General features: G+C 48.2%; 21 protein-coding genes, 1 tRNA gene and 1 riboswitch. Of the genes, 15 read left to right on the top strand and 7 right to left on the bottom strand.

Features of this window, described 5'->3' with window-relative positions; translation table 11 throughout:
* Window positions 1-4: 4 nt before the first annotated feature.
* A complete protein-coding gene (locus tag BN102_RS09385) occupies window positions 5-2380 on the bottom strand; it encodes an SLBB domain-containing protein (RefSeq protein WP_036787945.1) in 2376 nt (791 codons plus the stop codon).
* 115 nt (window positions 2381-2495) lie between these two features.
* Between BN102_RS09385 and BN102_RS09380 the strand changes: the two genes are divergently transcribed.
* Window positions 2496-3218: an arginase family protein gene (locus BN102_RS09380; RefSeq protein WP_019208885.1), complete on the top strand. Its 723-nt coding sequence runs from the start codon at window positions 2496-2498 to the stop codon at window positions 3216-3218.
* 296 nt (window positions 3219-3514) lie between these two features.
* Here the strand turns inward: BN102_RS09380 and BN102_RS09375 are convergent, their stop codons facing one another.
* Genes BN102_RS09375 through BN102_RS09365 form a run of 3 tightly spaced genes read right to left on the bottom strand, consistent with a single transcriptional unit; the run spans window position 3515 to window position 6863 of the window.
* Window positions 3515-4609, bottom strand: a complete 1095-nt coding sequence (locus BN102_RS09375) for an OmpA family protein (protein ID WP_021311954.1) — start codon at window positions 4607-4609, stop codon at window positions 3515-3517.
* Between the two features lie 54 nt (window positions 4610-4663).
* A complete protein-coding gene (locus BN102_RS10595; protein WP_083867239.1) occupies window positions 4664-5635 on the bottom strand; it encodes a DUF3869 domain-containing protein in 972 nt (323 codons plus the stop codon).
* A 19-nt stretch (window positions 5636-5654) separates the two neighbouring features.
* Window positions 5655-6863: a hypothetical protein gene (locus BN102_RS09365; RefSeq protein WP_051007724.1), complete on the bottom strand. Its 1209-nt coding sequence runs from the start codon at window positions 6861-6863 to the stop codon at window positions 5655-5657.
* 213 nt (window positions 6864-7076) lie between these two features.
* Between BN102_RS09365 and ruvX the strand changes: the two genes are divergently transcribed.
* The 8 genes from ruvX to BN102_RS09325 all read left to right on the top strand — a co-directional run bounded on the left by ruvX (window position 7077) and on the right by BN102_RS09325 (window position 14822).
* Window positions 7077-7508, top strand: a complete 432-nt coding sequence (gene ruvX / locus BN102_RS09360; RefSeq protein ID WP_019208880.1) for a Holliday junction resolvase RuvX — start codon at window positions 7077-7079, stop codon at window positions 7506-7508.
* The gene (gene def, locus BN102_RS09355) at window positions 7505-8062 is read left to right on the top strand and encodes a peptide deformylase (protein ID WP_019208879.1); all 558 of its coding nucleotides are present in this window, start codon (window positions 7505-7507) and stop codon (window positions 8060-8062) included. Before ruvX ends, def begins: the two co-directional genes overlap by 4 nt.
* A 30-nt stretch (window positions 8063-8092) precedes the next feature.
* A complete protein-coding gene (locus tag BN102_RS09350) occupies window positions 8093-10117 on the top strand; it encodes a tetratricopeptide repeat protein (protein ID WP_036787944.1) in 2025 nt (674 codons plus the stop codon).
* 101 nt (window positions 10118-10218) lie between these two features.
* The gene (gene thrS, locus BN102_RS09345; RefSeq protein ID WP_036787986.1) at window positions 10219-12159 is read left to right on the top strand and encodes a threonine--tRNA ligase; all 1941 of its coding nucleotides are present in this window, start codon (window positions 10219-10221) and stop codon (window positions 12157-12159) included.
* 101 nt (window positions 12160-12260) lie between these two features.
* The gene (infC, locus tag BN102_RS09340; RefSeq protein ID WP_019208876.1) at window positions 12261-12944 is read left to right on the top strand and encodes a translation initiation factor IF-3; all 684 of its coding nucleotides are present in this window, start codon (window positions 12261-12263) and stop codon (window positions 12942-12944) included.
* Between the two features lie 54 nt (window positions 12945-12998).
* Window positions 12999-13196 (top strand): 50S ribosomal protein L35, encoded by a 198-nt coding sequence (gene rpmI / locus BN102_RS09335; protein ID WP_019208875.1) that lies wholly within the window; start codon window positions 12999-13001, stop codon window positions 13194-13196.
* Window positions 13197-13304: 108 nt separating this feature from the next.
* Window positions 13305-13655 carry a 50S ribosomal protein L20 gene (gene rplT, locus BN102_RS09330; protein ID WP_019208874.1) on the top strand — a complete coding sequence of 117 codons (351 nt, stop codon included), beginning with the start codon at window positions 13305-13307 and terminating at the stop codon, window positions 13653-13655.
* 396 nt (window positions 13656-14051) lie between these two features.
* Complete coding sequence (locus BN102_RS09325; RefSeq protein WP_019208873.1) at window positions 14052-14822, top strand: EFR1 family ferrodoxin; 771 nt, start codon at window positions 14052-14054, stop codon at window positions 14820-14822.
* Here the strand turns inward: BN102_RS09325 and mltG are convergent.
* The gene (gene mltG, locus BN102_RS09320; RefSeq protein ID WP_036787981.1) at window positions 14816-15847 is read right to left on the bottom strand and encodes an endolytic transglycosylase MltG; all 1032 of its coding nucleotides are present in this window, start codon (window positions 15845-15847) and stop codon (window positions 14816-14818) included. The genes BN102_RS09325 and mltG overlap by 7 nt on opposite strands.
* A 183-nt stretch (window positions 15848-16030) precedes the next feature.
* Between mltG and BN102_RS09315 the strand changes: the two genes are divergently transcribed.
* The 3 genes from BN102_RS09315 (at window position 16031) to BN102_RS09300 (ending at window position 18566) form a co-directional block, all read left to right on the top strand.
* The gene (locus tag BN102_RS09315) at window positions 16031-17569 is read left to right on the top strand and encodes an alpha-N-arabinofuranosidase (RefSeq protein WP_019208871.1); all 1539 of its coding nucleotides are present in this window, start codon (window positions 16031-16033) and stop codon (window positions 17567-17569) included.
* Window positions 17570-17667: 98 nt separating this feature from the next.
* Window positions 17668-17740: transfer RNA gene (locus BN102_RS09310), tRNA-Thr, on the top strand.
* Window positions 17741-18182: 442 nt separating this feature from the next.
* A complete protein-coding gene (locus BN102_RS09300; RefSeq protein ID WP_019208869.1) occupies window positions 18183-18566 on the top strand; it encodes an HU family DNA-binding protein in 384 nt (127 codons plus the stop codon).
* Window positions 18567-18830: 264 nt separating this feature from the next.
* On the opposite strand, the gene BN102_RS09295 is transcribed toward BN102_RS09300, so the two are convergent.
* Entirely contained in the window at window positions 18831-20306 is a 1476-nt protein-coding gene (locus BN102_RS09295) for a PepSY-associated transmembrane domain-containing protein (protein ID WP_036787942.1), read from the bottom strand.
* A 205-nt stretch (window positions 20307-20511) separates the two neighbouring features.
* A riboswitch (cobalamin riboswitch) is annotated at window positions 20512-20728 on the bottom strand.
* A 69-nt stretch (window positions 20729-20797) separates the two neighbouring features.
* On the opposite strand from BN102_RS09295, the gene BN102_RS09290 reads away from it, so the two are divergent.
* From BN102_RS09290 to nrdG, 3 genes are all read left to right on the top strand, one after another.
* On the top strand, window positions 20798-21733 hold the full coding sequence (locus BN102_RS09290) for a sirohydrochlorin cobaltochelatase (RefSeq protein WP_019208867.1): 936 nt from the start codon (window positions 20798-20800) through the stop codon (window positions 21731-21733).
* 534 nt (window positions 21734-22267) lie between these two features.
* Window positions 22268-24373, top strand: a complete 2106-nt coding sequence (nrdD, locus tag BN102_RS09280) for an anaerobic ribonucleoside-triphosphate reductase (RefSeq protein WP_035456558.1) — start codon at window positions 22268-22270, stop codon at window positions 24371-24373.
* Window positions 24374-24385: 12 nt separating this feature from the next.
* On the top strand, window positions 24386-24853 hold the full coding sequence (nrdG, locus tag BN102_RS09275; protein WP_019208864.1) for an anaerobic ribonucleoside-triphosphate reductase activating protein: 468 nt from the start codon (window positions 24386-24388) through the stop codon (window positions 24851-24853).
* A 2-nt stretch (window positions 24854-24855) separates the two neighbouring features.
* On the opposite strand, the gene BN102_RS09270 is transcribed toward nrdG, so the two are convergent.
* Window positions 24856-25917 (bottom strand): TonB-dependent receptor plug domain-containing protein (locus BN102_RS09270; RefSeq protein ID WP_036787940.1); only part of this gene is annotated, 1062 nt, incomplete at its 5' end.

Raw genomic sequence — 25917 nt, 5'->3', positions numbered from 1 at the left:
TCTTTTACTTGAAGAGTTTGATCATGGAGGTCACCAATGCTGCCATAGAGGCGGTGAGGGTGCCCATCGTAACGATTTCCTGTAACGACAATTTGTCTTTTTTATCTTTAGAGGGGACGATGATTTCGCAACCCGGCTCGATTTCTCTTTTGCTGCGGAGGCTCAGTTTCGAAGCTTTTCCGTTCAGGTTTATCACGAATACCTTGTGTTTGCGTGCAGAATTGCCGAAGCCTCCTGCCCGGTTGATATAGTATTTCAGGTTTTCCCCTTCTTGATAGAGGACGGTGTTGGGATACATGACGGCGCCGCTCACCTTCACCGTATTGATATATTCGGGGATGTAAATGACGTCTCCGTCGCGCAATACGATGTCGTAGTCGGAATTCGGATTTTGCAAGGCTTTCTCCAGGTCGATGCCTATGGGATAACTTCTTGTCATATCGGACGAATTGACTCGAAGGGAATCGTCCCCCGACGATCTTTCGGCCAATTGCACTACGTCTTGCTGTCGGAATAATTCTTCCCTCGTCATCTGACGCACGAGACGGGCTCCTTTCACATAGGCTTCCGGCGTCACGCCGCCCGCTCTCGCCACGATGGAGGAGAGGCGTTCCGTCTTGCTTTGCAAGGCGTAACGACCTCCGAAGAGCACTTCGCCGTTGATGGTTATGTTCTGTTGTCTGTGATAGGAAGGACTTTTGCGGATGTAGACCTCATCGAAAGGTTCTAACAGGAACGTTTCGTTCCCCACCTTGAAGTCGTTGGATAAGTCGATCGTATAGGTTTTCCCTACTTCTTTGGAGTAGGTCGTGCTATTCGGGTTCTTGATGCGGCGAGTGATGTCCACCTTGACCGTGGCCGCATCTTCCAGCAAGCCTCCTGCCAGAATAATCAGGTCTTCCACCTTCATCTTTTCCGCATACAGGTAGGTGCCGGGGTTGCCTACCTCGCCGTGGATGGTCACCGTTTCGTTTTCTTTTAGTCCCTGTATGCTCGGAACGTAGAGCACGTCGTTCTTCTGCAGGGGAATGTCGGCTACCGTTCCGTCCATGATGCCGTTTAAGTCGACGGAGATTACTTCGTGGTCGTAATTCTCTTTTTCCCGATTCAGGATGGCTCGTGTCAGGAAGGCATCTCCCCGTAAGCCGTCGGCTTTTTTTATCAAGGCCTTTACGGTGTTTGTCTGTTCGTCCAGCTGATAGACGCCGCCTCGATACACGGCGCCTAAAATCTCCACGCGATTCTCGTAGCGGTCCAAGATGGATTCTACTGCTACTTCGTCGCCGTCTTCCATGCGGAAGACGGAATAGTCCGTTTCGGCGATATTGTAGATCTGATACTCGCGTCCCGTCTTACGAATCAGTCGGACGGACTGCTTGTAGGCGTCGCCGGTAAAACCTCCGGCATAATTCAATAACGTTTTGAAGGATTCGTACGTTTTCAATTCGTAGAACATCGGCCGTTTTACTTTGCCGCTGATCTGAACCAGCGATTGGTAAGGTTCTACGATGATGACGTCTCCTTCCTGTAGACGCACGTCGTCGTTCATCTTTCCCTTCATGATGAAACTGTATACGTCCAGATCGGCTGCCGTCTGTCCGTTTCGTACCACTTTGATGTTGCGCAGACTGCCGATCTCGTTGACGCCTCCGGCACGATACAAGGCGTGGAATACGGAGGAGAAAGCGGACAGGGTATACGTGCCGGGGATGGCGACTTCGCCCATGATGTTGATTTGAATGGAGCGAGTGTTTCCCAAGGTCAGTCTGATTTGGGTGGAAGGCCCCGAATATATTTTCGATAATTCGTTTTGCAGAAAGCGACTGGCCGATTGAATGTTCATGCCGCTCAAATAGATGGGACCGATGCCTTCGATCTGGATGTTGCCGTCGGGCGAGATGGTTTGGCGAATAGTATTTTCCGAAGCTCCCCAGATATCGATGATCACTTCGTCGCCCGGACCTAAGATGTAGTTTTCCGGCGTGGCCATGTTGGAATTGGGTTCGAAGGTGAGGTTCTTATTGGTAAATAAGTTATGTCCGAAGATCGGTTTGGAAGGTGTTCGGGGCGTTTTTTCGGCAGGTGTCGTTCCCGTTTCCGGCTCCGCATTGGTGCGCAGCCTTTCCTGCGACTCGTCCGATGCGGCATTTTGGGACAGATTCGCTACCTGTTGTTCCTGTAAATATCGATTGCGTATACGTTCTACTTGTTGGCGGGTAACGCCTCTTCGCATGAGCTCCATAGCTGTTTCCGACTGAGATTTGCCGGTAGCTTGCGCTCGTTTTAAATATTCCACGACTTGTTTATCGGACATTTGTTGTGCGTGCGCAGCACCCGATAACATCGTTAAAAGAATGAATAGAGTAAAAAATTTACGCATGAATTGTTTTATTTTTAATTTTGTTACGTAATCATGTTCTCATCCTGCAAAGGTAGCAAATTTATAGTACTTTCTTCGTTTGACAATAAAATAATATAAATGCGTTTGAAATTTAATGGTTTATTCTGCCTCTCATCACGTTCCGATAGTTATCGCTAACTTCACCCGGGTGTACGAAGATTATGCTTTTCTGCGTACTTCGGTATCCTGTATTTGGGTCGATTGTACGGGGATTGTCGGTACGAACGGTTATTGCGACGAAAAGGCCGAACGGATTTTAAACGATAAGCTGAGTGCCTGCCCTCTTCGCGCCATCCATTTACTGGACAACGGGAATTACCACTATCTTACTTACCTGTGGGCGACGAGGATAGCGGAAGATTTTTCCTTGGTTCTTTTCGATCGTCATTCGGATATGCAAAAGCCTCAATTTGGCGAGATTCTCTCTTGCGGCGGCTGGGTGCGGTATTTGTTGGCACGTCAACCGCATGTGAGGCAAGTCTTTATGGTCGGGACGGATCCGCAGAGACGCGCCGTTTTCGAGGGCTATGAAGACCGTATACTTCTGGTGAAGGATTTGCGGGATATAGAAACCGATTGGCCTTTCTATGTCTCCGTCGATCTGGATGTATTGGCTACGACGTATATGCGAACGAATTGGGATCAGGGTGCCCTTTCGCTGGCGCAGTTGCAGTCTTTTCTCTCCGGACTTTGGGCTTGTCAAAAGGTACTTGGCGTCGATCTGTGCGGGGAAGATACGAGGGGTATTTTCCATGCGCAGAACGAGCAGGTTTATCGGGCCTTGATCGCTCAAATCGACGGCGCTCTTTCTTTTTGAATTCGGGAAATCATTGATTTTTTGACGGGATGTCAGACGAGCGTTCTCGCCGGCGGGTTCGGCAGTGGTCGTCACCCGACACTGCATGAGCTAAGAGGCGGTTTCAGGAGCGGTTCGTTTTTCTTTTGGAGTGTCGGTTTTGCGTGCGCCTCTTTTCTTGGAGTGCATCCCTGCCGCTTTTCGTTTTTCGTACTCGTCTCTTTGTCTTTCCAAATAATTGTCTGCCATGTGCTCGATAATAAATAAAAAGGATGCACCTGCGTGAGGCGCATCCTTTTTATTGTAGGTTTAACGGATTATTTGTTTCGCATGATCACTACGCGGTTCAGGTAGTTCTTACCGAACATGTTTTCCGTACCGCCGTTGGCAACCTTGGTCAACTGATTCGGATTAACGCCTTCGGCGATCAACGTGTCGTAAACGACTTGAGCGCGTCGCTCCGACAGGCTTTGGTTGATGGCTGGCGTACCCGTTGCTTTATCGGCATAGCCGTTGATGATGAAGGTGGCGTTGGGCATCTCTTTCATCGCTTCGGCGATCAGCTTGAGGTTCACCTTGCTCTGATCGTTCAACGTCGCACGGTTGATCTTGAAGAATACCGCACCGGCAATAGCACCGTTGCAGGTTTCTTTCACCACTTCCTTGATCACTTCTTTGGGAACTTCTCTAACCACTTCCTTGATCACTTCTTTCTCGATCACGCGGTCGGAAACCTTATTGAATTTCTTCCCGCCGAAGATATAGCTGAAGCCGACCGTTACGGCGCCCGTACCTTCGCTCTTGCGGTATTCGCTTACATTGCCGAAGTTGGACGGAGCGATGGAGCCGCGAGCTTCCACATCCAAAGCGAACGATTTGTTCAGGTTGAATTTCAATCCCACGCCGGCCGATGCGCCGATGCGCGCATGCGTTTTTTCTTCGCCGCCGTTGTTATTAAACTCGTGCGTCCCTTTGGCCTGATCGATAATCAACAAGCCGTTATTCGACTTGGAAATGTTGATCTGAGGGCCTAAGAATGCGAATACTTCGAATACCCGATTGGTATTGACGCCGGCCAGCAGGGTGGATAGGTTCAACAAACCGTCGATGTTACCGCCGTAGAATTTGTGTCTGCTCTCGGAATAGTTCTTCTGAGAGATGCTTGTCCATATACCGTTGACTTGGGCACGAACTCCCCAAGTAGGAGTAATCAGTTTACCGATCGAAAGGTTGAAGTGGGGATTTCCTTTTACGAATTCGTTGTTATAGATCGAGTAGATACCGCCACCCACACTTACGAAGATATTATCGCTCCATTTCGGAGTATAATAATTGTCTTTTGTACTCTGCGCACTCATCGTGCCGCATGCGCTTATGAAAAGCAGTGAAAGAGCTATCGTTTTAAATTTCATAATCGTACGTATTTATCAATTGTTTAATATTAGCTTGTTCAATATCTACTCCATTTAGTCTGCATTGATGATGCCGCCGCCTGCATTGCTCGAACCGCCGTGGCCTGCATGACCGTGACCATGCTGATAATGACCTGCGTGCGAAGGATGTCCGATCTCTTCAGGGACAACCTGATGGTACGATTTGTCTTTCATATCGAAGGTAGCAACATCAGTCTTAGAACCGTCTTTACATACTCTTACAATGGCGTATGTATATGTTATAACGGTTGGTTGAACGTAAGCTGTGAATAAGCTATAAGCACTTGCTGTAAAGGTGTACTCTTTCATTTCCGTGTTATCGTAAGACATTCCTTTTACAAGATTTTCAATTATGGCATTTAATTCTGTCTCATGCTCTAAATCAAGGATAACAGGAGAACCTGCAAGAGCACGTTTCTTATTGATCGGAGCCTTTACCGTTACCGTCATGAAGTACTCGCTGGGATTTTCGACGTACTGTTTGCCGTTGTGCGTATACGCATGAGTCGTCGGAGTCATGTAAATCTTATCACCGAGTACAGGGTCTGATTGTTTTCTCAGTTCTAATGAGTTGTAACAGTTGCATTCCGGATTTATCGGTCCCTTTTCGATGATGAAGATCGTCGGGTTCATGGTAACGATACCCGTCAAAAGCGCAGGAGTCTTTACGGTTACCGAACCGGAGATTTCTTTGTAAGTGGCCGTGATCGTTACGGTTGCTGCCGCGATGGAGGGGTTGGTAGTCGTTCCGGCGATAGTCGCGGTATTGCCGGATGCGGTGATTCCCGCCCAAGTGAAAGTAGCTGAAGAGGTAACATCCGATACCGTTCCTTTTTCCATATCGATGGCCATTACCTGCGGGGTGATAATGACCTGAGCAGGATTGTAGATGACTTTAGTGTCAAAGTCTTCTTTTGAACAAGACGTAAACGTTAATGTGGTTAACGCTACTGCAGATAGTACTAATCTGATACCTAAACTGCTAAAAAACTTGTTTTTCATCATTGTAATAATAATTAATAATTTAATAATTTTGTAACTCTGATTTGATAAAATAGGGGTTATAGCGATTGTCTTGCATTATATTATCACTAACCTCAGCTTTAAATTCTCTATAATATTTACGTTCATTATTTGCATTATAAATAATTCCCATATTGTTAGACGTATTCACTCTCGGTACATAGCCGTGCCGTTTCATCCGATAGGCCGGTAAAAGGATTTGGAATCGAAACCCTCCGTTTGCTTTTGCATGTTCGGCCTTTTCTGCGTAGAAACCGACAGAAGCATATCGAAAATGGCGTATCATCTCGAATTTCACACCCTTCTCTTTCAGAAGATACTGTTCCGCTTTTAGGCTGAACTGTGTGTTATACCGCGGCCAATAGAAGTGTCCTCCCACAGACCATGTCGTTTTCATTTTATCGTCGTAGTGCAATCTGAAACCGTCCCAATACCCGATACCTACATAGCTGATTCGCCCTGTTACGGAGAATCGCTGGTCGGCAAACGGATAAAAGAGTTGCAGATCGCCTCCCCAACGATCGGTATTGAAATAACCGAACGTAGCCTTGCCTTTGATATGGTAAGGCAATCGAAAACGCTGGGAAATGGTTAAATGTCCCGGATGTACCTGATCTTCCAACACGCCGTATCCGTCATTATATAGGGGGATTTTCACCATACCGGTCAATTTGCCTCCCGGCCACAACGAAACTTCTACGGCCGGACTCAAATCGAACAGGATCTGATAAATCTGCGTGATGATCATATTCTTATACGATAATTGCGGGTATACGACCACCTCCACTTTAAACAGCGAACTGTTTCGCTTCGGCTTTTTCTTTACTTTCTCCCAGCTCTCGTCCAATTGGTAGGAAACATTCCAATCGGCAGGCCGTACGGTCGCGCTATCATGGGGAGAATAGTAGGAGAGTGCGACTTGGGGGATATTATTATCCGTCACGATGACGCGGCATCGTTTCTCCGCAGGAAGCCCTCCGTCCTGAATGGTCTTTAAGGCATTGGCAATGCCTAAGCCTATCCGCTTTTCTTCGTTACTTTCTATCGTATAAATGCGTTCCTCAGGCGTTTCAATCCATCGAACATTTTCATAACCCATCCTAACAAGCTTGTCAACGATCGCATCGCCGGAAATTTGTCCTTTCACCTTCAGAGGACACACGATAAGCGCCAACACACTTAATGCTTTCATCCAATCTCTTGTCTGCATGCCTCTAAAGCGACCTTAATGATGTTCCGATCTCATAATTTCATAGGTATTTTCCATATACCAAAACTATGTGGCAAATTTAGCTACTATTTTTTAATCTCCAAATATTTTTTCTTTAAAACTCGTGATTTCCTTTAAAAAAAGTAGAAAATACGCAATTTGTTAGCCTCGAATACTCGTATCAAATATAAAAATTGTACTTTTGTTCCAACTATGGGTAGAATCTTAGCATTGGATGTGGGAAAAAAACGGACGGGGATCGCTGCGACGGATCCGCTGCAATTGATTGCAAACGGACTTACTACCGTGGCTACGATCGATTTGATGGAGTTTGTCCTGCACTATGTGAAGATGGAAGAGGTAGAACGAATTATCCTCGGATATCCGAAACGGATGAATAATGAGGACAGTGAGAATATGAAACGTGTACTTCCCTTTATGAATCGTTTGAAGAAAACATTTCCTGCCGTACCTGTAGAATTGTATGACGAGCGTTTTACTTCGATACTGGCTCGCCAGGCAATGTTGGATGGCGGGTTGAAAAAGAAAGACCGCCGGAATAAGGCACTCGTGGATGAAATCAGCGCTACGATCATCTTACAGTCGTATTTGGAAAGTAAACGAAATAAATTGACATATAAATGATATTACCTGTTTATATATATGGGCAACCTGTTTTACGGGAAGTTGCTGAAGATATTACTCCCGATTATCCCCATTTGAAAGAGTTGATTGCCAACCTGTACGAAACCCTTGACCACGCCGACGGAGTGGGCTTGGCTGCTCCGCAGGTGGGATTGAATATTCGGGTTGTCGTTATTAATTTGGATATTGTCAGCGATGATATCCCTGAACTGAAAGGATACATTCATACTTTTATCAACCCGCATGTCATAGAGACCAACGACGAAATGGAAGACATGGAAGAAGGCTGTCTGAGCTTGCCCGGTATTCATGAAAGGGTGAGGAGGCCTACGAAAGTACATGTGAGGTATTTGGATGAAAATTTCCAGGAACATGATGAATGGAAAGAAGGATACGTGGCTCGCGTCATGCAACATGAGTTCGATCATTTGAATGGAAAACTTTTTATCGATTACTTGTCTCCGTTGCGCAGACAACTCATACGTGGCAAGTTGAATGCGATGCTTAAAGGGAAAGCGAGAAGTTCGTACAAAATGAAACAAGTGAAAAAATAAGTTTCTTAGAGGCAGTTCTATTCGGGCAGTATGATAAAGTGCTTTCGATACCTTATACTATTATATATATATTCTCTCCTTCCTTTCGGGGGAACGGCGCAGATAAATACGGAACGTGTAATGGATATTGCACGCAATGCGCTTTATTTCGAAGATTATGTATTGTCTATTCAATATTTTAATCAGGTGATTAATGCCAAACCGTATATGGCGGATCCGTATTTTTTCCGGGGAGTAGCTAAATTTAATCTGGACGATTATCAAGGGGCCGAAAAAGATTGTTCGGAAGCGATAGAACGAAATCCCTTTGTGGTGAACGCTTATCAGGTACGAGGGTTGTCACGTATCCGTCAGGATAACTATGAGAGTGCTATTACCGACTATGAAGCAGCATTGAAATTGGATCCGGAGAATACGGTGCTTTGGCATAATTTGGCCTTATGCCGGATTAAGTTGGAAGATTATCAGGGAGCTAAGAATGATTTGGATTCGTTGCTGGTCATCTCACCTCGATACACCAAAGCCTATTTGATCCGCAGCGAGATCGATTTGCAACAGAAGGATACGATCATGGCAGAAAAGGATATTAACCACGCTTTGCAAATAGATAAATACGATCCGGATTCGTGGAACACTTTAGCACTCCTCCACTTGCGACAAGCAAAGTATAAGGAAGCGGAAAGCGACTTGGACCAGGCGATACGCTTATCCATCCGCGATGCTTCTCCTTATATAAATCGCGCCTTAGCCAGATTTCATCAACACAATCTTCGCGGAGCAATGGAAGATTATGATTTGAGTTTGCAAATCGATCCCCATAACTTTATTGGCCATTACAATCGAGGATTGCTTCGTGCGCAGGTGGGAGATGATAACAGGGCCATCGAGGATTTCGATTTCGTTTTGGAGATGGATCCCGCCGATATGATGGCGACTTTTAACCGAGGCCTGCTGTTGGATCAGACCGGTGATTATAAAGGGGCGATCAGAGATTATACCACCGTGATCGACCAATATCCCAATTTCCTCGTAGGCTATCAGCAGCGTGCGCAGGCAAGGAAAAAAACAGGAGATTTGAAAGGAGCAGAGGCGGATGAACTAAAAGTTTTGCGGGCACAGTTGGATCGCCAGAACAAGCTCGATCGGCATACTCCGAAGGGAGATGAAGACGAGGAAAGCGACGAGAAGACGCGTAAACGCTCGGATAGAAATGTGAATAATTATCATAAATTGGTCGTGGCGGATAGCGATGAAGGAAATCAGAAGTATAAGAGCGATTACCGCGGACGAGTTCAGGATAAAAATGTAGCGATCAAGCCGCAGCCGATGTATGCTTTGACGTATTACGAAAAAGCAAGCGACGTTAAACATCAGGTCAATTACCATAAGTTTATCGAGCAATTGAACGCTTCGAAAGCATTGCCCGGTCGTTTGATTATCACCAATGACGAAACGGCATTGACCGAAGAACAGGTCAAACGACATTTCGTATCCATCAATGAAATGTCGGCGGAGATCGTCGCTCATCCCGATGTAGTAACCAAGAAGTTCACCCGGGCCTTGGATTTCTATTTGGTTCAGGATTTCAATAATGCTATCCGGGATTTGGACGAAACGATCCGGCAATCGCCCGATTTCTTTCCGGCTTATTTTATGCGGGCGCTGATTCGATATAAACAATTGGAGTACCAACGCTTAGGCACTGATTATGAAGATAGATCGAATCCGGAAAAGAAGTTGGCGAAAGCCGTAGACTACGAAAGTGTGAAGAAAGATCTGGATAAAGTCATAGAGTTGGCCCCTGATTTCATGTACGCTTATTATAACAGGGGGAATGTGGAGTGTATCATGAAAGATTACCGTTCGTCATTGGTGGATTACGATCGATGTCTCGAAATGGACACCAAATTTGCAGATGCTTATTATAATCGAGGCTTGACAAATATTTATCTTGGAAATAATCGACAAGGAATCTCGGATTTAAGCAAGGCGGGGGAGTTGGGCCTGTACGCCGCTTACAGTATCATCAAACGTTTTACGGATATAAAAGAATAGTTTTTTCCGTAAAGTAGGTAGGATTGTAAAAGAAATAGTTATTTTTGCAACTTGTGAAAGAACTGTTGTTGTATGACAGCTCTGTCAGAGATTATACGATTATGATAAAAATTACATTTCCTGATGGCTCCGTTCGTGAGTATAACGAGGGAGTAACTGGTCTGCAAATCGCAGAGAGTCTGAGTCCGCAATTGGCCAGAGACGTGCTGGCTTGTGGCGTAAATGGTGAAACATTTGATTTGGTTCGGCCGATCGAAACCGATGCTCAATTCGTCCTTTATAAATGGGATGACGAGGAGGGTAAGCATGCTTTTTGGCATACGAGTGCCCACTTGATGGCCGAGGCGTTGCAGGAGTTGTATCCCGGTATTCAGTTCGGCATCGGACCTGCTATCGAGAACGGCTTCTATTATGACGTTGATCCCGGCGATACCGTCATTCGCGAAGAACATCTTCCCGCTATTGAAAAACGCATGCAAGAACTGGCCGCTCAACACGAAGAACTGATCCGTAGAAATATTAGCAAGACTGATGCCATGAAGAAGTTCGGCGACGAAGGGCAAACGTATAAAGAAGAATTGATTTCCGAATTGGAAGACGGTCATATTACCACCTATACGCAGGGGAATTTTACCGATTTGTGCCGTGGTCCGCACTTGATGTCTACGGCTCCTATCAAGGCTATTAAATTGTTGAGTGTTGCCGGTGCCTATTGGCGTGGCCGGGAAGACCGCAAACAAATGACCCGTATCTATGGCATTACGTTTCCTAAGAAAAAAATGCTGGACGATTATTTGGTGATGTTGGAAGAAGCGAAGAAACGCGACCATCGTAAGATCGGGAAAGAAATGGAATTGTTCATGTTCAGCGATACGGTGGGTAAAGGATTGCCGATATGGTTGCCGAAGGGTGCCGGTCTTCGCTTGCGGTTGCAGGAATTTCTGCGTCGCATTCAGGTTCGTTACGAGTATCAGGAAGTAATTACTCCGCCTATTGGGAATAAATTATTATATATTACCTCCGGCCATTATGCTCATTACGGCAAGGATTCGTTCCAGCCGATTCATACGCCGGAAGAAGGAGAGGAATATTTCCTGAAACCGATGAACTGTCCTCATCATTGTATGATTTATAAGAGCATTCCGCATTCCTACAAGGATTTGCCTTTGCGCGTTGCGGAATTCGGTACGGTTTGTCGTTACGAACAGAGCGGCGAATTGCACGGATTGACTCGCGTCCGCAGTTTTACGCAGGATGATGCGCATATTTTCTGTCGTCCGGAGCAAGTGAAGGACGAGTTCGTTCGGGTAATGGACATCATTGCCATCGTATTCCGCGCCATGAATTTCGATAATGTCGAAGCTCAGATTTCTCTTCGCGACCCCAACGATCACGAGAAATATATGGGGAGCGACGAGGTTTGGGATAAAGCGGAAACAGCTATCATCGAAGCTTGCCAGGAGAAAGGCCTGAAAGCCAAGATCGAATACGGTGAAGCGGCGTTTTATGGCCCGAAGCTGGACTTCATGGTGAAGGACGCTATCGGGCGTCGTTGGCAATTGGGGACGATCCAGGTGGATTACAATTTGCCCGAGCGTTTTCAACTGGAATATACCGGCACCGATAACAAGAAGCATCGCCCGGTCATGATACATCGCGCTCCTTTCGGTTCGATGGAACGTTTTGTGGCGGTGTTGATTGAACATACGGCAGGTAAATTCCCGCTGTGGTTGACCCCGGATCAATGCGCTGTTTTGCCGATCAGTGAGAAGTTTAACGACTATGCTTATGAAGTAAAGAAGCTATTGAGCAAGTACGAGGTCCGTGCGTCGGTCGACGACCGAAATGAAAAGATCGGACGTAAGATTCGCGACAATGAACTGAAGCGCATTCCGTTTATGCTCGTTGTGGGAGAAAAAGAAGCGGCCAATGCAGAAGTAGCTGTACGCAAACAGGGTGAAGGCGATCAGGGGAGTATGAAAGTGGAAGAATTCGGTAAAAAAATAGCGGAAGAAGTTTCGGAAATGATAAATAAATGGTAAATTTGCAGCCGGTTTTCGTAATAGGACTCGGAAGCCTTTCTAACAGTGTGGATTGATAAAGGAATAACTAGAAAAAAGGAAACGAACAGGTACAATTATTCATGAAGAATGACACTATCAAGGGACAGTATCGGGTGAATGAACAAATTCATGTCCGTGAAGTACGAATCGTAGGCGATGATATCGAATCGACCGTGGTTCCCACTTATAAGGCCATTACGATGGCGCAGGAAAGAGGATTGGATTTGGTCGAGATTTCGCCGAACGCCGTTCCGCCGGTTTGTAGATTGATTGATTATTCTAAGTTCCTTTATCAGTTGAAGAAGCGTCAGAAGGAACAAAAGGCCAAACAAGCCAAGATGGAAGTGAAAGAAATTCGTTTCGGCCCCCAAACAGGCGACAACGATTATAATTTTAAGCTGAAGCATGCCGTCGGATTCCTGAAGGAAGGAAACAAGGTGAGAGCTTATGTGTTCTTTCGCGGACGTTCCATTCTATTTAAAGAACAGGGAGAGGTATTATTGCTTCGCTTTGCCAATGATTTGGAGGAATATGCGAAAGTGGAACAGTTGCCCGTATTGGAAGGGAAGCGAATGACGATCCAGTTAACTCCTAAGCCCGGCATGGTGAAAAAGAAGTCCCTCGTGAAGTCGCAGCAGCAACCCCTTGAAAAGCCCCTTACTTCCGTCGAACGAAAGAGTGTACCCACATTGGCCGACGCTTTAAAGGCGGAAGAGGTGGCCAAGCTGATGAGCCATGCGGACGAGAAGGAAAAGAATGAGTAACGTGCAGGTATAGTACGTTGCCACGTGAATACTAATAATTTAAAATTAAAGAAGATGCCAAAGATCAAAACGAACTCCGGTGCTAAAAAAAGATTTGTTCTTACCGGAACGGGTAAAATCAAGAGAAAGCACGCTTATCACAGTCATATTTTGACGAAGAAGACCAAAAAGCAGAAGAGAAACCTGCAACATTTTGCCATCGTGGATTCGACCAATACCAGGCAGATTAAAGAACTGCTCTGTATACGTTGACCGAGGGAGAGCGTAAGCGTAAAGAAATGAAAGTATTAATCGAGTGTGTAGCTTAAAGTTTGCTGGATAAATCAGCAACGCTAACATTCCCAAAAGATTTTTAAAACTATGCCAAGATCAGTAAACAATGTTGCTTCAAGAGCAAAACGGAAGAGAATTTTAAACCTGACCAAAGGTTATTTTGGTGCAAGAAAGAATGTTTGGACGGTTGCCAAGAATACGTGGGAAAAGGGATTGACTTATGCCTATCGGGATCGGAAGACGAAGAAACGCAATTTCCGCGCCTTGTGGATTTTGCGTATCAATGCGGCCGCTCGTTTGGAAGGATTCTCGTACAGCAAGCTAATGGGGTGCTTGCACAAAGCGGGAATCGAAATCAACCGAAAAGTATTGGCCGATTTAGCCGTTAATCATCCAGAAGCGTTCAAAGCGATCGTCGAGAAGGCTAAAACGGCCTGAGGACGAAATTGATACCCAACTTATACAAAGGGAAAAGACTGTTTCAGAATAAAGCCAGAACAGTCTTTTTTCGTTCAGGAAGGAGAACGTAAAAAAAAAGTAGCATTAAAATTTGTGTTTCTCAAACAAACTGTTTATTTTTGTACGCAAAGGAAGAAAGTAAGCCGCATTAGTTGTACTGGGAAACTCATCAAGTTATATTGAATTCCGAGACAAGCTTCTTCAACCAATGGCGGGCCACGCCTTCGGGTAGCAGCAATGTCGGTGGATTACAAAGGCTGAAGAGCACTCAAATCCTGTCATTCGGAGTTTCATCGCATCACTGGTGCGGCTTCATATAAGGGCGATGCTGTAGGCGGCATCGCCCTCTTTATCTTAGGAAAAAGTCGTAATAGTATGATTTTTTATTTTTCCGGAACGGGAAATTCTGCCTGGGTCGCCGAACGAATGGCGGAAGCGCTGCAGGATCGAACGGTTGCGATAGCAGAAGCATCGGTCCAGGAGAGGACGTATGCCCTCCGGGCTGACGAGAGATTAGGATTCGTTTTTCCCGTTTATGCGTGGGGACCGCCGAAGTTGGTTCAACGGTTCGTCCTTCGGCTGAAAATCGACAAGCCTTCGTATATCTATTGCGTTTGTACGTGCGGCGATGAGGCGGGACGGACGGCTCAGCTTTTCGAGTCCACTTTGCGCAAACGGAGGTGGCATTGCGATGCCGCCTTTTCAGTCGTAATGCCCGAAGTGTATATCTGTTTGCCGGGTTTTCAGCTGGATTCGCAGGAAAAGGAGGATCGAAAGATACGGAACGCCGTCGCCCGCATCGGGTTTATCGCCGAAGCGTTGCGAAGGCATGTTCGTCAAGTTCGCTACCAGTGCCATAACGGCCCCTTACCTTTTCTGAAGTCGTATCTTATCCGTCCGTTGTTTTACCGATTTCTGATGTCTCCCAGACGGTTTCGCGCTACGGATGCCTGCATTGCCTGCAGGCGTTGCGAACGGGCTTGTCCGCTGCATAATATTCGGGTGACGGGGAAACCGGTCTGGGGAGCTACTTGCACGCACTGTCTGGCTTGCTATCACGTGTGTCCGCGCCATGCGATCCACTACGGAAACCGCACCCTCCGCAAGGGGCAATACAACCGTTTTCTTAAAGAACGATTTCAGTGAATGTGCCGCCGATTCAGCGCCTGCTGATACCTCCGTGCGTTCGCGGCGTGCTGCGCGCTATTTACGGCAAAGTGATGATACCCGGAAAAATCTTCCTTGGCGCACATATACAAATAGGTATGACGGACATAATTCAGCACGCTTTCGATGCCCTGTACGCTGGCGATGCGGATGGGGCCGGGAGGGAGCCCCTCGTGTTTGTACGTGTTGTAGGGCGAATCTACTTCCAGGTGTTGGAAGAGAATGCGGCGGACGGCGGGATCGTTCAGGGCGAACTTGACGGTCGGATCGGCTTGCAACCGCATTCCTTTTTTCAGTCGGTTGAGGTATAATCCGGCGATGATCGGCTTTTCGTCGTTCTTGGATGTCTCTTCGTCGACGATGGAGGCGAGTGTCGCCGCTTCGATCGGCGTCAACCCGACGGCAGCGGCTTGCGCCGTCCGCTGTTCGTTCCAGAAATGCTGGTAGGCTTGTCTGAGCTTTCGGAGGAGTGCTTGGGGAGAAACGTTCCAATAGCACTCGTAGGTATCGGGGATGAAGAAAGCGGGGAGTGTCCGTTCGTCGAATCCCCATTGTTTTATCGTTGCCGTATCGGTGAGGGATTTTCTAATTTCTGCGGAATCGATCATCAGTTGGCGGTCGATGGTTTTTACCAGCTGACCGATGGTTTTCGTCGCTGGGACGGTCAGCATCAACGGTGTTTGTCGGCCTCTCGACAGTGTTTTATAGAGCCCCAGCATGTTGCCGCCGGGATTGAGCGCGTAGCGACCGGTACGGATTTTCCGCCCGTAGCCATCGTATGCGGCCAACAGGTCGAATCCCTCCATGCGTGTGACGCGCCCCGCCGCTCTGATCTTGACCCGTACGGAATCGATATCGTCGTCCCTGTCGATATAGAGGTAGGCCGTTTTTTCATTCCGAAGAAGGGGAGAGCACACGGTCCGGTACAGGTAACCGCCTGTCAGGCAGGCGATAACAACCAGGCTGGAAGTTATCGCGAGCATCGTATGTTTGTTTCTCTTCATCTTTTTTCTGTCCGATCTTTGAAATGCAAATTTAATGTTTTTACTTTGCATACGTACTATGTGAAAGCTTAAATACGAAGATCGTAGACGAAAAGCGCTCGGATGGAGCGGGTGATCGCCCGGTACGGAACCTTGATACCCGGGCGAGTTTATTGAATGGATAACTGATAAAACGGAGAGAAGATGAAAAAAGGATGGATCGTTGTCGCGCTGACGGCCGTCGTGCCGTTGTGCGCGCAGGAAGTGACTACGATGCAGATTCGCCCGCAGGAAGGCGAGCAACTTATTCGCAAGGAGATTTACGGGCAGTTCGCCGAGCATCTCGGCACCTGCATCTACGGTGGATTATGGGTGGGAGAAAATTCGTCGATCCCTCATACGAACGGATATCGGAACGATGTGCTGCAGGCGCTCAAAGAGCTGAAAGTGCCCGTGCTGCGCTGGCCGGGGGGATGTTTCGCCGACGAATATCATTGGCGAGACGGCATCGGCCCGAAGGCGAATCGCCCGAAGATGGTCAATAACAATTGGGGAGGAACGGTGGAGGATAACAGTTTCGGCACGCACGAGTTCCTCAACCTTTGCGAATTGCTCGGGTGCGAGCCTTACATCAGCGGAAACGTGGGGAGCGGCACAGTGGAGGAATTGGCCGAATGGGTGGAATACATGACGGCCGAACAGGGCAGTCCCATGGCAAAACTGCGAAAGGAAAACGGGCGCGAGCAGCCCTGGAAAGTCAAGTACATCGGCGTGGGCAACGAGAGTTGGGGCTGCGGAGGAAACATGCGCCCCGAATATTACAGCGATCTGTACCGGAGGTATGCCACCTATTGCCGCGAATATAACGGAAACCGACTCTACAAAGTGGCTAGCGGAGCCAGCGATTACGACTACGGCTGGACGGAAACGCTCATGAAGAACGTGGGGCACCGCATGGACGGCCTCTCCCTGCATTACTATACCTGCGTCGGATGGACGGGCAGCAAAGGCTCGGCCACCGACTTCTCGGACGAAGATTACTATTGGACGATGGGCAAATGCCTGGAAATAGAACCGGTGATCCGCAAACACATCGCCATCATGGACACGTACGACCCGAAGAAACAGATCGGCCTGCTCGTCGACGAATGGGGAACGTGGTGGGACGAAGAGCCCGGCACCGTCAGCGGACATCTCTACCAGCAGAACACCCTGCGCGACGCGCTGGTGGCCGCCCTCACCCTGAACGTCTTCCATCGGTACGCAGACCGGATCAGGATGGCCAATATCGCCCAGATAGCCAACGTGCTTCAAGCCATGATTCTCACGAAAGGAGACCGGATGGTCCTCACGCCCACCTATCACGTGTTCGAGATGTACAAGGTGCACCAAGACGCTCTCTTCCTGCCGTTTTCCCTCAACGGCGCCAAAAAGGTGGTTCGCCACGATCGGATCGTACCCCTGGTCAGTGCCACGGCCTCCAGAGATAAGGAGGGAACGATCCATCTCTCGCTGGCCAATATCGATTTGCAACAGACGCAAACGGTCGAAGTGAGCTTGGACAGCCTCCGCGCGAAACGCGTGGGCGGACGCGTGCTCACGGCACCCGACGTCCGCGAACACAACACGTTCGACCGCCCGAACGCCGTCGTCCCCCAAACCTTCGGCGGAGCGGAAATCCGGAACGGCCTCTTGCAAATCACGTTGCCCGCCAAATCGATCGTCACGCTGACGCTGCATTGACGAAAAAACAAAAAAAATCGTTTTTTATTTCCGCGTATCCAAAGAAAGACGTATATTTGCACCGTTCTCGTACAGGGCGGTGCGAATATTCGACTCAGGCCGAATTGGCTCAGTTGGTAGAGCAATTCATTCGTAATGAATAGGTCCCCGGTTCGAGTCCGGGATTCGGCTCGCTTTTTTTCGTACACTCGCAGGGCGTGACTTTTGTGATGCGTCGAAGCATCTGCTACCTCGTTTATCGAAGAGATAAAACGAGGTAGCAGGTTTTTTATCCCCGAAAATGCCGGGCGCCCCGGCCACCGCCCCTCGAATGCCGGCCTGCCTCTCCCGCATGCTGAAATTTTTTCTCGGAAAAAATTGGCCGTACGGAAAAATTTTTTTAACTTGGGCTCGTAATTCGAAAACCGATAACTATGCGCACCGAAAACACGTTCGTTTGTTCAATTCCCGCCGGAAGATCCGGCTGGGAAGATCCGGTGTATTTTACCTCCACCCGATTAATCTTATTTTCCCCCTTGCGATATGGTTCTTCTCCCGCGCCCCGAAAGGTGCGGGGTAACTTGTGTTATACTATTTTATCCCAATCGGTTATTTTTTAAAAAAAGGAGGATGTATGTCCGTGAAGTACAAAGTGATTGAACGGGGACAACCCGGAGTGCCGGGCGGAGGCACGAAGAAGTTCTACGCTGCCGCCGTGCTCTCGGGCGAGAAAACCCTGGCGGGACTGACTCGTGACATTGAGAAGATCAGTACCGTGAGCGGCGCCGATATCCGCGCCGTACTCTATGCCCTGGTCGACGTGATGACTGGCTCGCTGGCCGACGGTTATGCCGTCCGGCTGGGCGAATTGGGCAGCCTTCGCGTAAGCATCAGCAGCGAGAGCAAACTCGTTGCCGAAGATGTAACCGCCGCTGCCATACGCCGAGCGAGAGTGATCTTCACCCCCGGCAAAGGCATCAAAGACACGCTGGCCGACCTGAGATTCGAAAAAATGTAGTCGGGCGTTGAGAATTTCGTAGGCACGGAACAACAATTTCATACGTATGAAAATTTGTTAACGTGCCTATGTTAACATTTTTTTATCCGCATGAAACGGATGTGTCGAGCCTATCGGCCGAGCCGCGGGAAAGCAAAGTCCGCTCCGCTTCGGCGGAGAGGGGCGGGCGATCCTCGCCTCGCCTCGAGGAGCTGAACGAGACGGAACGAAAACGGCTGTGCCGAAACTTTCGTTTTGACACAGCCGCCCAATCAGTGTCGTGTTTTATTCGTGTTTGCGAGTCGGTTTAAGTCGTTTACAACATCTGATTAGGTAGTTGATCCCTAATAGCGTACCGGTGAACGAAACGAATGCTCCCGCCAGTAACAGCGACCACATCACGAGGGTCCAGACTGCGGGATGCCCCATGAAGACTTTGTACCGGAGGCTATGGAGTCCCTGATACAGTTGGAAATGCCAGCGCGAATGGGTATCGACGCTGCGGAAAGAACCGGTTTTCGGATGGATGTAATAGCAGGTTTTATCCGCATTGTCTATTTGCACTTTCCACACGGGCAGATCCAGCCTTCCTTTGCGGTCCAGGTAATAGTGGTCATACTCCGTCATCTCGGTGACCGTGAAGGGCTCTTCTCCGTGGATCGCTCGAACGGCTTCGCAGACCTGATTCTCTGTCAAACGGAAAGGGCGAACGGCACTTCCCGAAGCATCGATGCATATCGAGCCTTCTTCCTTCAGTTGCACCAGATAGGAAGGATAGCGATAGAAACTGCTCCAATCGATTCGGGTCGCCTTTCCCGCGTATCGTTCGGCTACCGTTCTGTAATCCAGCCGGTAGCTCGACAACGGGAGCAGCCCCTTGTTCAGTACCGAGCGCGCCGGGTAGGTTTGGTGGACTTTGCCCAACCAATCGGGCGTGTCGGTCAGCGAAAGCATCCCGCTCAAGAGCCAGGTCAGCAGGAAAATGCCGAAGAGGGTTCCGTACGCGTGATGCCAGCGGTACCATTTCTTTTTGTAGGGGCTGACGAATCCTTTTCCCCGTTTTGCCGAGATTCGGTACGAGCGGATGCCGAGGTAGAGGCCGGCGAGGATCATGAAGATGCCCGCGGCCGATATCCACTCGATGACGTTTGCCCATAATGCTGCGTCCTGCCGCAGCCACGTGAAGTAAACCCAGTGGGGAATGGCGCCGAGCCAAGCCCACACGCGCTCGCGGTGCGTGGTGCATTGCAGCACCTCGCCCGTGGCCGAGGAGAGGTACGCCTGCGTTTTGTCCTTGTCGGAAAAATGGAACTTGTAGATGGGGAAGTCCTTCTTCAGCCGACCGAAAGGAATCCATTGCTCGAGGCGATAGAGCGTATCGATGCGGGCCACGGGCGCTTCGCACCAAAGGGCGGCCACGTTGCGGAGGTAATCTCCGTCGATTTTCGGCGGCGTCTGCAGGCTGTCGGCTAAAAGCTTTTTCGGATTCGCCCTGTCACCCGTTTCCATGTACGTCCGTCCTAAATAAGCGTAGAGGCTAAGGCTTTTGAGCGAGTCTTCTCCTCCGGCACGGCCGACTGCCGTTTCGATGGCCGGCAACGAGTCGGGCAGCGCCTCGTACCTGGCTAGCTTTTCTTGATGGCTGGCCGAGGGGAAGCGATGATAAATCATCACGATTCCCGTCAGGAACCACATCAGGAACAGCACGCTGAGCATCGTGCCCAGGATTCTGTGAAGCGAATATATAAGCCTGTCAATCATATTGAGATTCGCATTGCGGCGATGCCGTCGATCCTGATGAGGGAGCGAAAGAATCCGCGTACGGACAGTTGTTGGAACCCTTTCCTGCGACGTTGCGCATGAACGGATAATCCTGTCGGCACAGACAGAACGAAAACAAAAAATTTCTTCATAAAGAAAAAATTTGCAATACGTAAATTAAATCGGTTCTTTACCCGAGAACTTCGTTAACTGTGGCAATCGGGCAGGTCTCCTGACTCGATCCTTAGGACCTTCCCATTCGTACGATCGGATCGTCGTACAAACAGTGGCTGTAGCACTTCCCTTATTCCGTTGAGGAATCGGATCTTACAGTAGCGGGTACTGTTCCGGCATCTCACCGGATTCCCTTTTAAAGAATCGGACGGGTTCGTCCTCTTCTCACCTGATTTCCGTTGCAAAATTAGTTATTTTTTCAATTCATTACTATCTTCGCATAACATTTTCTATTTTTCATATTCAATAACGGTCAAATGAAGAGAACCTGTTTATTTGTTTTGGTTTGCCTCGTTTCGATCGTATGCAGCGGACAAGGGGCAGAGGACTGTACGGAAAGCGATTTTCTCCAAGGGATGGAGCCAGGAGAAAAGGCCGCCTTGCTGTTGGTACATTTCGGGACGACTCACGACGATACCCGTGCCTTGACGATGGACGCCCTCCGTACCAAGGTCGAAAAACGATTCGCCTCGTTGGAGGTATACGAAGCCTATACGTCTCGCATTGTCGTCAAACGGTTGAAAACTCGAGGCATCGCGAAGCGAACGCCTCTCGAAATGTTGCTGAAGCTCTGCGCCGAAGGCTACACGCGTGTGCTTGTCCAGAGCACGAATATAATCAGCGGTTTGGAAAACGAGTCTTTGCGGAGGGAGGTGGAACGCGTGCGCCCCTTCTTTAAAGAGGTGCGATTGGGCAATCCGTTGCTGTACGAGGTGGAGGATGTGGAAAAGGTCGTGGCGATTTTGACCGGACGGCATCCGGCGGATAAGCGGAAGGGGCAACACGTGGTCTTTGTCGGGCATGGAACCTCTACGCCTGCTACGGCCATCTACAGCGAACTCGATTATATGCTCAAGGCCGACGGATACTCCCACTATCATGTGGGAACCATCGAAGGATACCCCACTTTCGATACGATGCTCGCCCGGCTCAAAAGCGATAAGGCCAAGCAGGTTACGCTCGTGCCTTTGATGTTCGTAGCGGGCGAGCATGCCAAACATGATATTTCAGTGGAGTGGAAAGAAAACCTCGAGGAAAAGGGTTTGAAAGTTTTACTGCGCATCGAAGGCCTGGGGCAGATCCCTGAAATTCAGGATATCTTCATCGATCATATCCGTCATGCGCTGAAGCATCGCGCTCACGATATCATGGAGAAGAAGGACGCCTATAGCAAGCAATCGGATTCTCTATGACCCGCCACCGGACCGCGGGAAAGAAATGCTTCCCGTTCCCCTTGATAGTCTGAGATAAAAAAGCATTACATGATAAGATCGGGCAAGATAGAAAAGTTTTCCGATTGAGAAGTGTGGCGAGGATAAACGGAAAGAATTAATGATATCTTCCCGTTTGTCCGGTAACTGTTCGATGCGTGCGACCGTATTTAATTAAGGAATGTGCAATAAATCCGTTTGTCCGGGTGGGTTATTCGTGTTTTCCGAATTTCTCCTTTTGCAAGAAGGATAATTTTTTGTATTTCGAATGAGAACTTGCTGATATATAGCTGTTTAATTCTGTTCTTTCCCTTTCGGGCAAAAGATTCTTCGAAAAAGAAGAATTTTTTTCTCGATTTCTTTGATCGGTAATCGAAAAAATAATATATCTTTGTCAGCACAATGAAACGATTCGGAAAAGGAGAATTTATTTTCTGCTTTCGGAATCGAAAATATCTCGAATCGGAAAATATTTTTATCAATTTAAAATTAAAAGTTCTCCAAAACTGTCTTACCATGGAAATAAAAAACTTTACAATTACCAAGCGTAACGGAACCTCGGATCGTTTCTCGCTCGACAAGATTATGAATGCTATTATCAAGGCATTTACTTCTGTAGAAGAACCGATTGACTTAGGAAGTCTGTCGAAAATAATCAGTCATTTAGATATAAAGGAAGGCATAAAGGTAGAGGATATCCAAAACCAAGTGGAAGAAGCGTTGATGAAAGAAGGTTACTACAAGGTGGCAAAGTCGTTTATGCTCTATCGGCAACGCCATACGGAAGACCGCGAAGTTTTGGAAAAAATGAAATTCCTTTCCGATTATTGTCAGGCAGCGAATGCGGCGACCGGTTCCAAGTACGATGCAAACGCCAATGTGGAGCATAAGAATATCGCCACATTGATCGGCGAATTGCCGAAGTCGAACTTTATTCGTCTGAACCGTCGCTTGCTGACGGAACGGATAAAGAAGATGTACGGCAAAGAGTTGGCAGACGAATACATCCATAAGCTGAAACAGCATTTCATTTATAAAAACGATGAAACCAGCCTGGCTAATTATTGCGCTTCTATTACGATGTATCCGTGGCTTATCGGCGGGACTTCTTCCATCGGCGGCAATTCTACGGCGCCGACTAATCTGAAGTCGTTCTGCGGAGGCTTTATCAATATGGTTTTCATGGTTTCGAGCATGCTGAGCGGTGCTTGTGCGACGCCGGAATTCCTGATGTATCTGAACTATTTCATCGCGTTGGAATACGGCAAGGATTATTGGAAAGAGACCGACAGGGTGGTCGATCTCTCCGCGAAGCAACGTACCATCGACAAAGTCATCACCGATTGTTTCGAACAGGTGGTCTATTCCATCAACCAACCCACGGGCGCCCGCAATTACCAAGCCGTTTTCTGGAACATCGCCTATTACGATCGGTACTATTTCCAAAGCATCTTCGGCAACTTCTATTTCCCCGACGGTTCGAAGCCCGATTGGGATGGCCTCTCGTGGTTGCAGAAACGTTTCATGAAATGGTTCAACAAGGAAAGGACAAAAGCCGTATTGACTTTCCCCGTGGAAACCATGGCGCTTTTAAGCAAGGACGGGGACGTGATGGATGAAGAATGGGGAGAGTTTACGGCGGAAATGTATGCGGAAGGCCATTCCTTCTTTACCTATATGAGCGATAACGCCGATTCCTTGAGTTCTTGCTGCCGCCTGCGCAATGAAATTCAGGATAACGGATTCAGCTATACGTTGGGGGCGGGCGGCGTATCGACCGGTTCGAAGAGCGTCCTGACCATTAATCTGAATCGCTGTATTCAGTATGCGGTAAACAATGAGTTGGATTATATGGAATTCTTGGGCCGTATTATCGACCTTTGCCACAAGGTACAATTGGCCTACAATGAGAATCTGAAAGAATTGCAGAAGAGCGGCATGCTCCCGCTCTTCGACGCGGGATACATCAATATGGGCCGCCAATACTTGACCATCGGAGTGAACGGTTTGGTGGAAGCTGCCGAATTTATGGGACTTCGGATTACGGATAATCCCGATTATTTGCATTTCGTCCAGTCGATCCTCGGTTTGATAGAAAAATATAACAGGCAATACCGTACGAAAGATGTACTTTTCAATTGCGAAATGATTCCTGCCGAAAATGTCGGCGTCAAGCATGCCAAATGGGACAAAGAAGACGGTTATTTCGTTCCGCGCGACTGTTATAACAGCTATTTCTACATCGTGGAGGACGATAGCTTGAGCATTATCGATAAGTTCAAGATGCATGGCGCTCCTTATATCGAACATCTCACCGGAGGATCTGCACTGCATACGAATTTGGAAGAACATTTGACGGGGGCGCAGTATCGGCAATTGTTGCGCGTTGCGGCCAAAGAAGGATGCAACTATTTTACTTTCAATATTCCGAATACTATTTGCAACGATTGCGGACACATCGATAAACGTTACCTGCACGAATGTCCGGCCTGTCATAGCCATGACGTAGATTATATGACGCGTATCATCGGCTATTTGAAACGCGTGAGCAATTTCTCGCAGGCCCGTCAGGAAGAAGAGCACCGTCGCTTCTATATCGGTTCGAACAAGGTGACCGTTTAGTGCGTCGACCCGATGTTGAAGTATGTGAATACGGGAGTCGTCTTTCAAGAAATACCCGATGAGGTAACGCTCTCCATCAATATATCGAATTGTCCGTGTCATTGCCCGTACTGTCACAGCAAATACCTGTGGGAGGATGTCGGGACGCCGCTGACTTCGAGCGAGATCGACGACATCATCCGTAAATGTAACGACGATATTACCTGTATTTGCTTTATGGGAGGAGATGCGGAGCCGATTTCCGTCAATCGATTGGCGCGATATGTCCGTCTGGCTCATTCTCATTTGAAGGTGGCGTGGTATAGCGGCAAGCAACTCATCCCTCCCGTCGTTCACAAGCCCGACTTCGATTATATCAAAGTCGGGCCTTATATCCGTCATTTGGGAAGCCTCAAGAGCCAGACGACCAACCAACGCTTGTACAAGCGAGGGCCGGAAGGAAATTTCATCGATATTACTTTCCGTTTCTGGCGGAAGTAGTTTTACCGTTTAAACCGGAGTTTCAATCCGACAGTCAACGCCCTGCCCGGTGAAAAGAGTGCGTATCTTCGGAGCTTGCTGTCGATCCGACGGTCTGTTTTGTCAAAGATATTGTCTATTCCGAGACTCGGTTCGATATTCAGAAATGGGAGAAAATCGAAAGTATGCGTGGTGTTGATATTCCATATTCCGTATCCGGGCGCGTTTTCGTAAAGCGGATAATACGTTTCGCTTTGCATCCGCGCGTGGATATTCGCATTGAATGCATAGTGCCTCCATCCGTGATGATAGTTGACGGCTAGGGTCAAAGCATGCTTGAACGAACGGTCGAGGGCGGTCCATTTCCCGCCGCTTTTAGTCCGTGCATCGGTATACGAATAATGCACGTTGATATAGAAGCCGTTGAAGGCATTGGCAGACAGACTCACCTGGATGCCTTTTACCTCGCCTTTATCGCTGTTCGTGTGGAAGGTGTATCGATCCAGTTTGTCGGCTTCCGCCGCTGTCATTTCCGGAAACTCTTTCATCAGGAGGGCGCGGGTGACGTTGTCGATGGCGGTAGCCTCCTTGACGATCATATCGTCGATGAAGTTCATAAAGCCGGTTATCGACAGAGAGAAACTGTTCGCGTGGTATACCGCATTCAGGGAGAAGTACTTGCTTTTCTCCGGCTGCAGCCTCTTATTTCCGAAGATGATTTGCGGTTTACCTTTATAGGTGCTGTAATAATGATAATAGAGCTCGTCCAATCCCGGCGCGCGAAAACCTGTAGAATAAGTGGCGCGGAAGGTAAAATGTCGGGGCGAATACATCAAGGTAACTTTCGGGGTGACTTTGTCGCCGAACGCTTCATGGCGATTATAACGGGCGCCGAGAGTCGCTTTCAGGTTTTTGAACAGCAGCAGTTCGTGCTGCGCATATCCGGCTAACGTATAGGCATGATTGTCGACAGAGCCGGCAGAGGAATTTAGAAAATCATTGCTCCAGTAAGCGCCGAAGATGGTGGTGCTGTTTTTCGTAAAGCCGAAGATGCCTTTCAGCTCGTTTTCATAATGCTGTTGTTT

Source organism: Phocaeicola abscessus CCUG 55929, assembly GCF_000312445.1.
Lineage (GTDB): Bacteria > Bacteroidota > Bacteroidia > Bacteroidales > Bacteroidaceae > Phocaeicola > Phocaeicola abscessus.
This window is presented reverse-complemented; position numbering and strand designations above follow the sequence as displayed.

Coding starts and splice junctions, on each gene's coding strand:
- BN102_RS09385 (WP_036787945.1), bottom strand. CDS start 2,380: ATGCGTAAATTTTTTACTCTATTCATTCTTTTAACGATGTTATCGGGT.
- BN102_RS09380 (WP_019208885.1), top strand. CDS start 2,496: ATGGTTTATTCTGCCTCTCATCACGTTCCGATAGTTATCGCTAACTTC.
- BN102_RS09375 (WP_021311954.1), bottom strand. CDS start 4,609: ATGAAATTTAAAACGATAGCTCTTTCACTGCTTTTCATAAGCGCATGC.
- BN102_RS10595 (WP_083867239.1), bottom strand. CDS start 5,635: ATGATGAAAAACAAGTTTTTTAGCAGTTTAGGTATCAGATTAGTACTA.
- BN102_RS09365 (WP_051007724.1), bottom strand. CDS start 6,863: ATGCAGACAAGAGATTGGATGAAAGCATTAAGTGTGTTGGCGCTTATC.
- ruvX (WP_019208880.1), top strand. CDS start 7,077: ATGGGTAGAATCTTAGCATTGGATGTGGGAAAAAAACGGACGGGGATC.
- def (WP_019208879.1), top strand. CDS start 7,505: ATGATATTACCTGTTTATATATATGGGCAACCTGTTTTACGGGAAGTT.
- BN102_RS09350 (WP_036787944.1), top strand. CDS start 8,093: ATGATAAAGTGCTTTCGATACCTTATACTATTATATATATATTCTCTC.
- thrS (WP_036787986.1), top strand. CDS start 10,219: ATGATAAAAATTACATTTCCTGATGGCTCCGTTCGTGAGTATAACGAG.
- infC (WP_019208876.1), top strand. CDS start 12,261: ATGAAGAATGACACTATCAAGGGACAGTATCGGGTGAATGAACAAATT.
- rpmI (WP_019208875.1), top strand. CDS start 12,999: ATGCCAAAGATCAAAACGAACTCCGGTGCTAAAAAAAGATTTGTTCTT.
- rplT (WP_019208874.1), top strand. CDS start 13,305: ATGCCAAGATCAGTAAACAATGTTGCTTCAAGAGCAAAACGGAAGAGA.
- BN102_RS09325 (WP_019208873.1), top strand. CDS start 14,052: ATGATTTTTTATTTTTCCGGAACGGGAAATTCTGCCTGGGTCGCCGAA.
- mltG (WP_036787981.1), bottom strand. CDS start 15,847: ATGAAGAGAAACAAACATACGATGCTCGCGATAACTTCCAGCCTGGTT.
- BN102_RS09315 (WP_019208871.1), top strand. CDS start 16,031: ATGAAAAAAGGATGGATCGTTGTCGCGCTGACGGCCGTCGTGCCGTTG.
- BN102_RS09300 (WP_019208869.1), top strand. CDS start 18,183: ATGTCCGTGAAGTACAAAGTGATTGAACGGGGACAACCCGGAGTGCCG.
- BN102_RS09295 (WP_036787942.1), bottom strand. CDS start 20,306: ATGATTGACAGGCTTATATATTCGCTTCACAGAATCCTGGGCACGATG.
- BN102_RS09290 (WP_019208867.1), top strand. CDS start 20,798: ATGAAGAGAACCTGTTTATTTGTTTTGGTTTGCCTCGTTTCGATCGTA.
- nrdD (WP_035456558.1), top strand. CDS start 22,268: ATGGAAATAAAAAACTTTACAATTACCAAGCGTAACGGAACCTCGGAT.
- nrdG (WP_019208864.1), top strand. CDS start 24,386: ATGTTGAAGTATGTGAATACGGGAGTCGTCTTTCAAGAAATACCCGAT.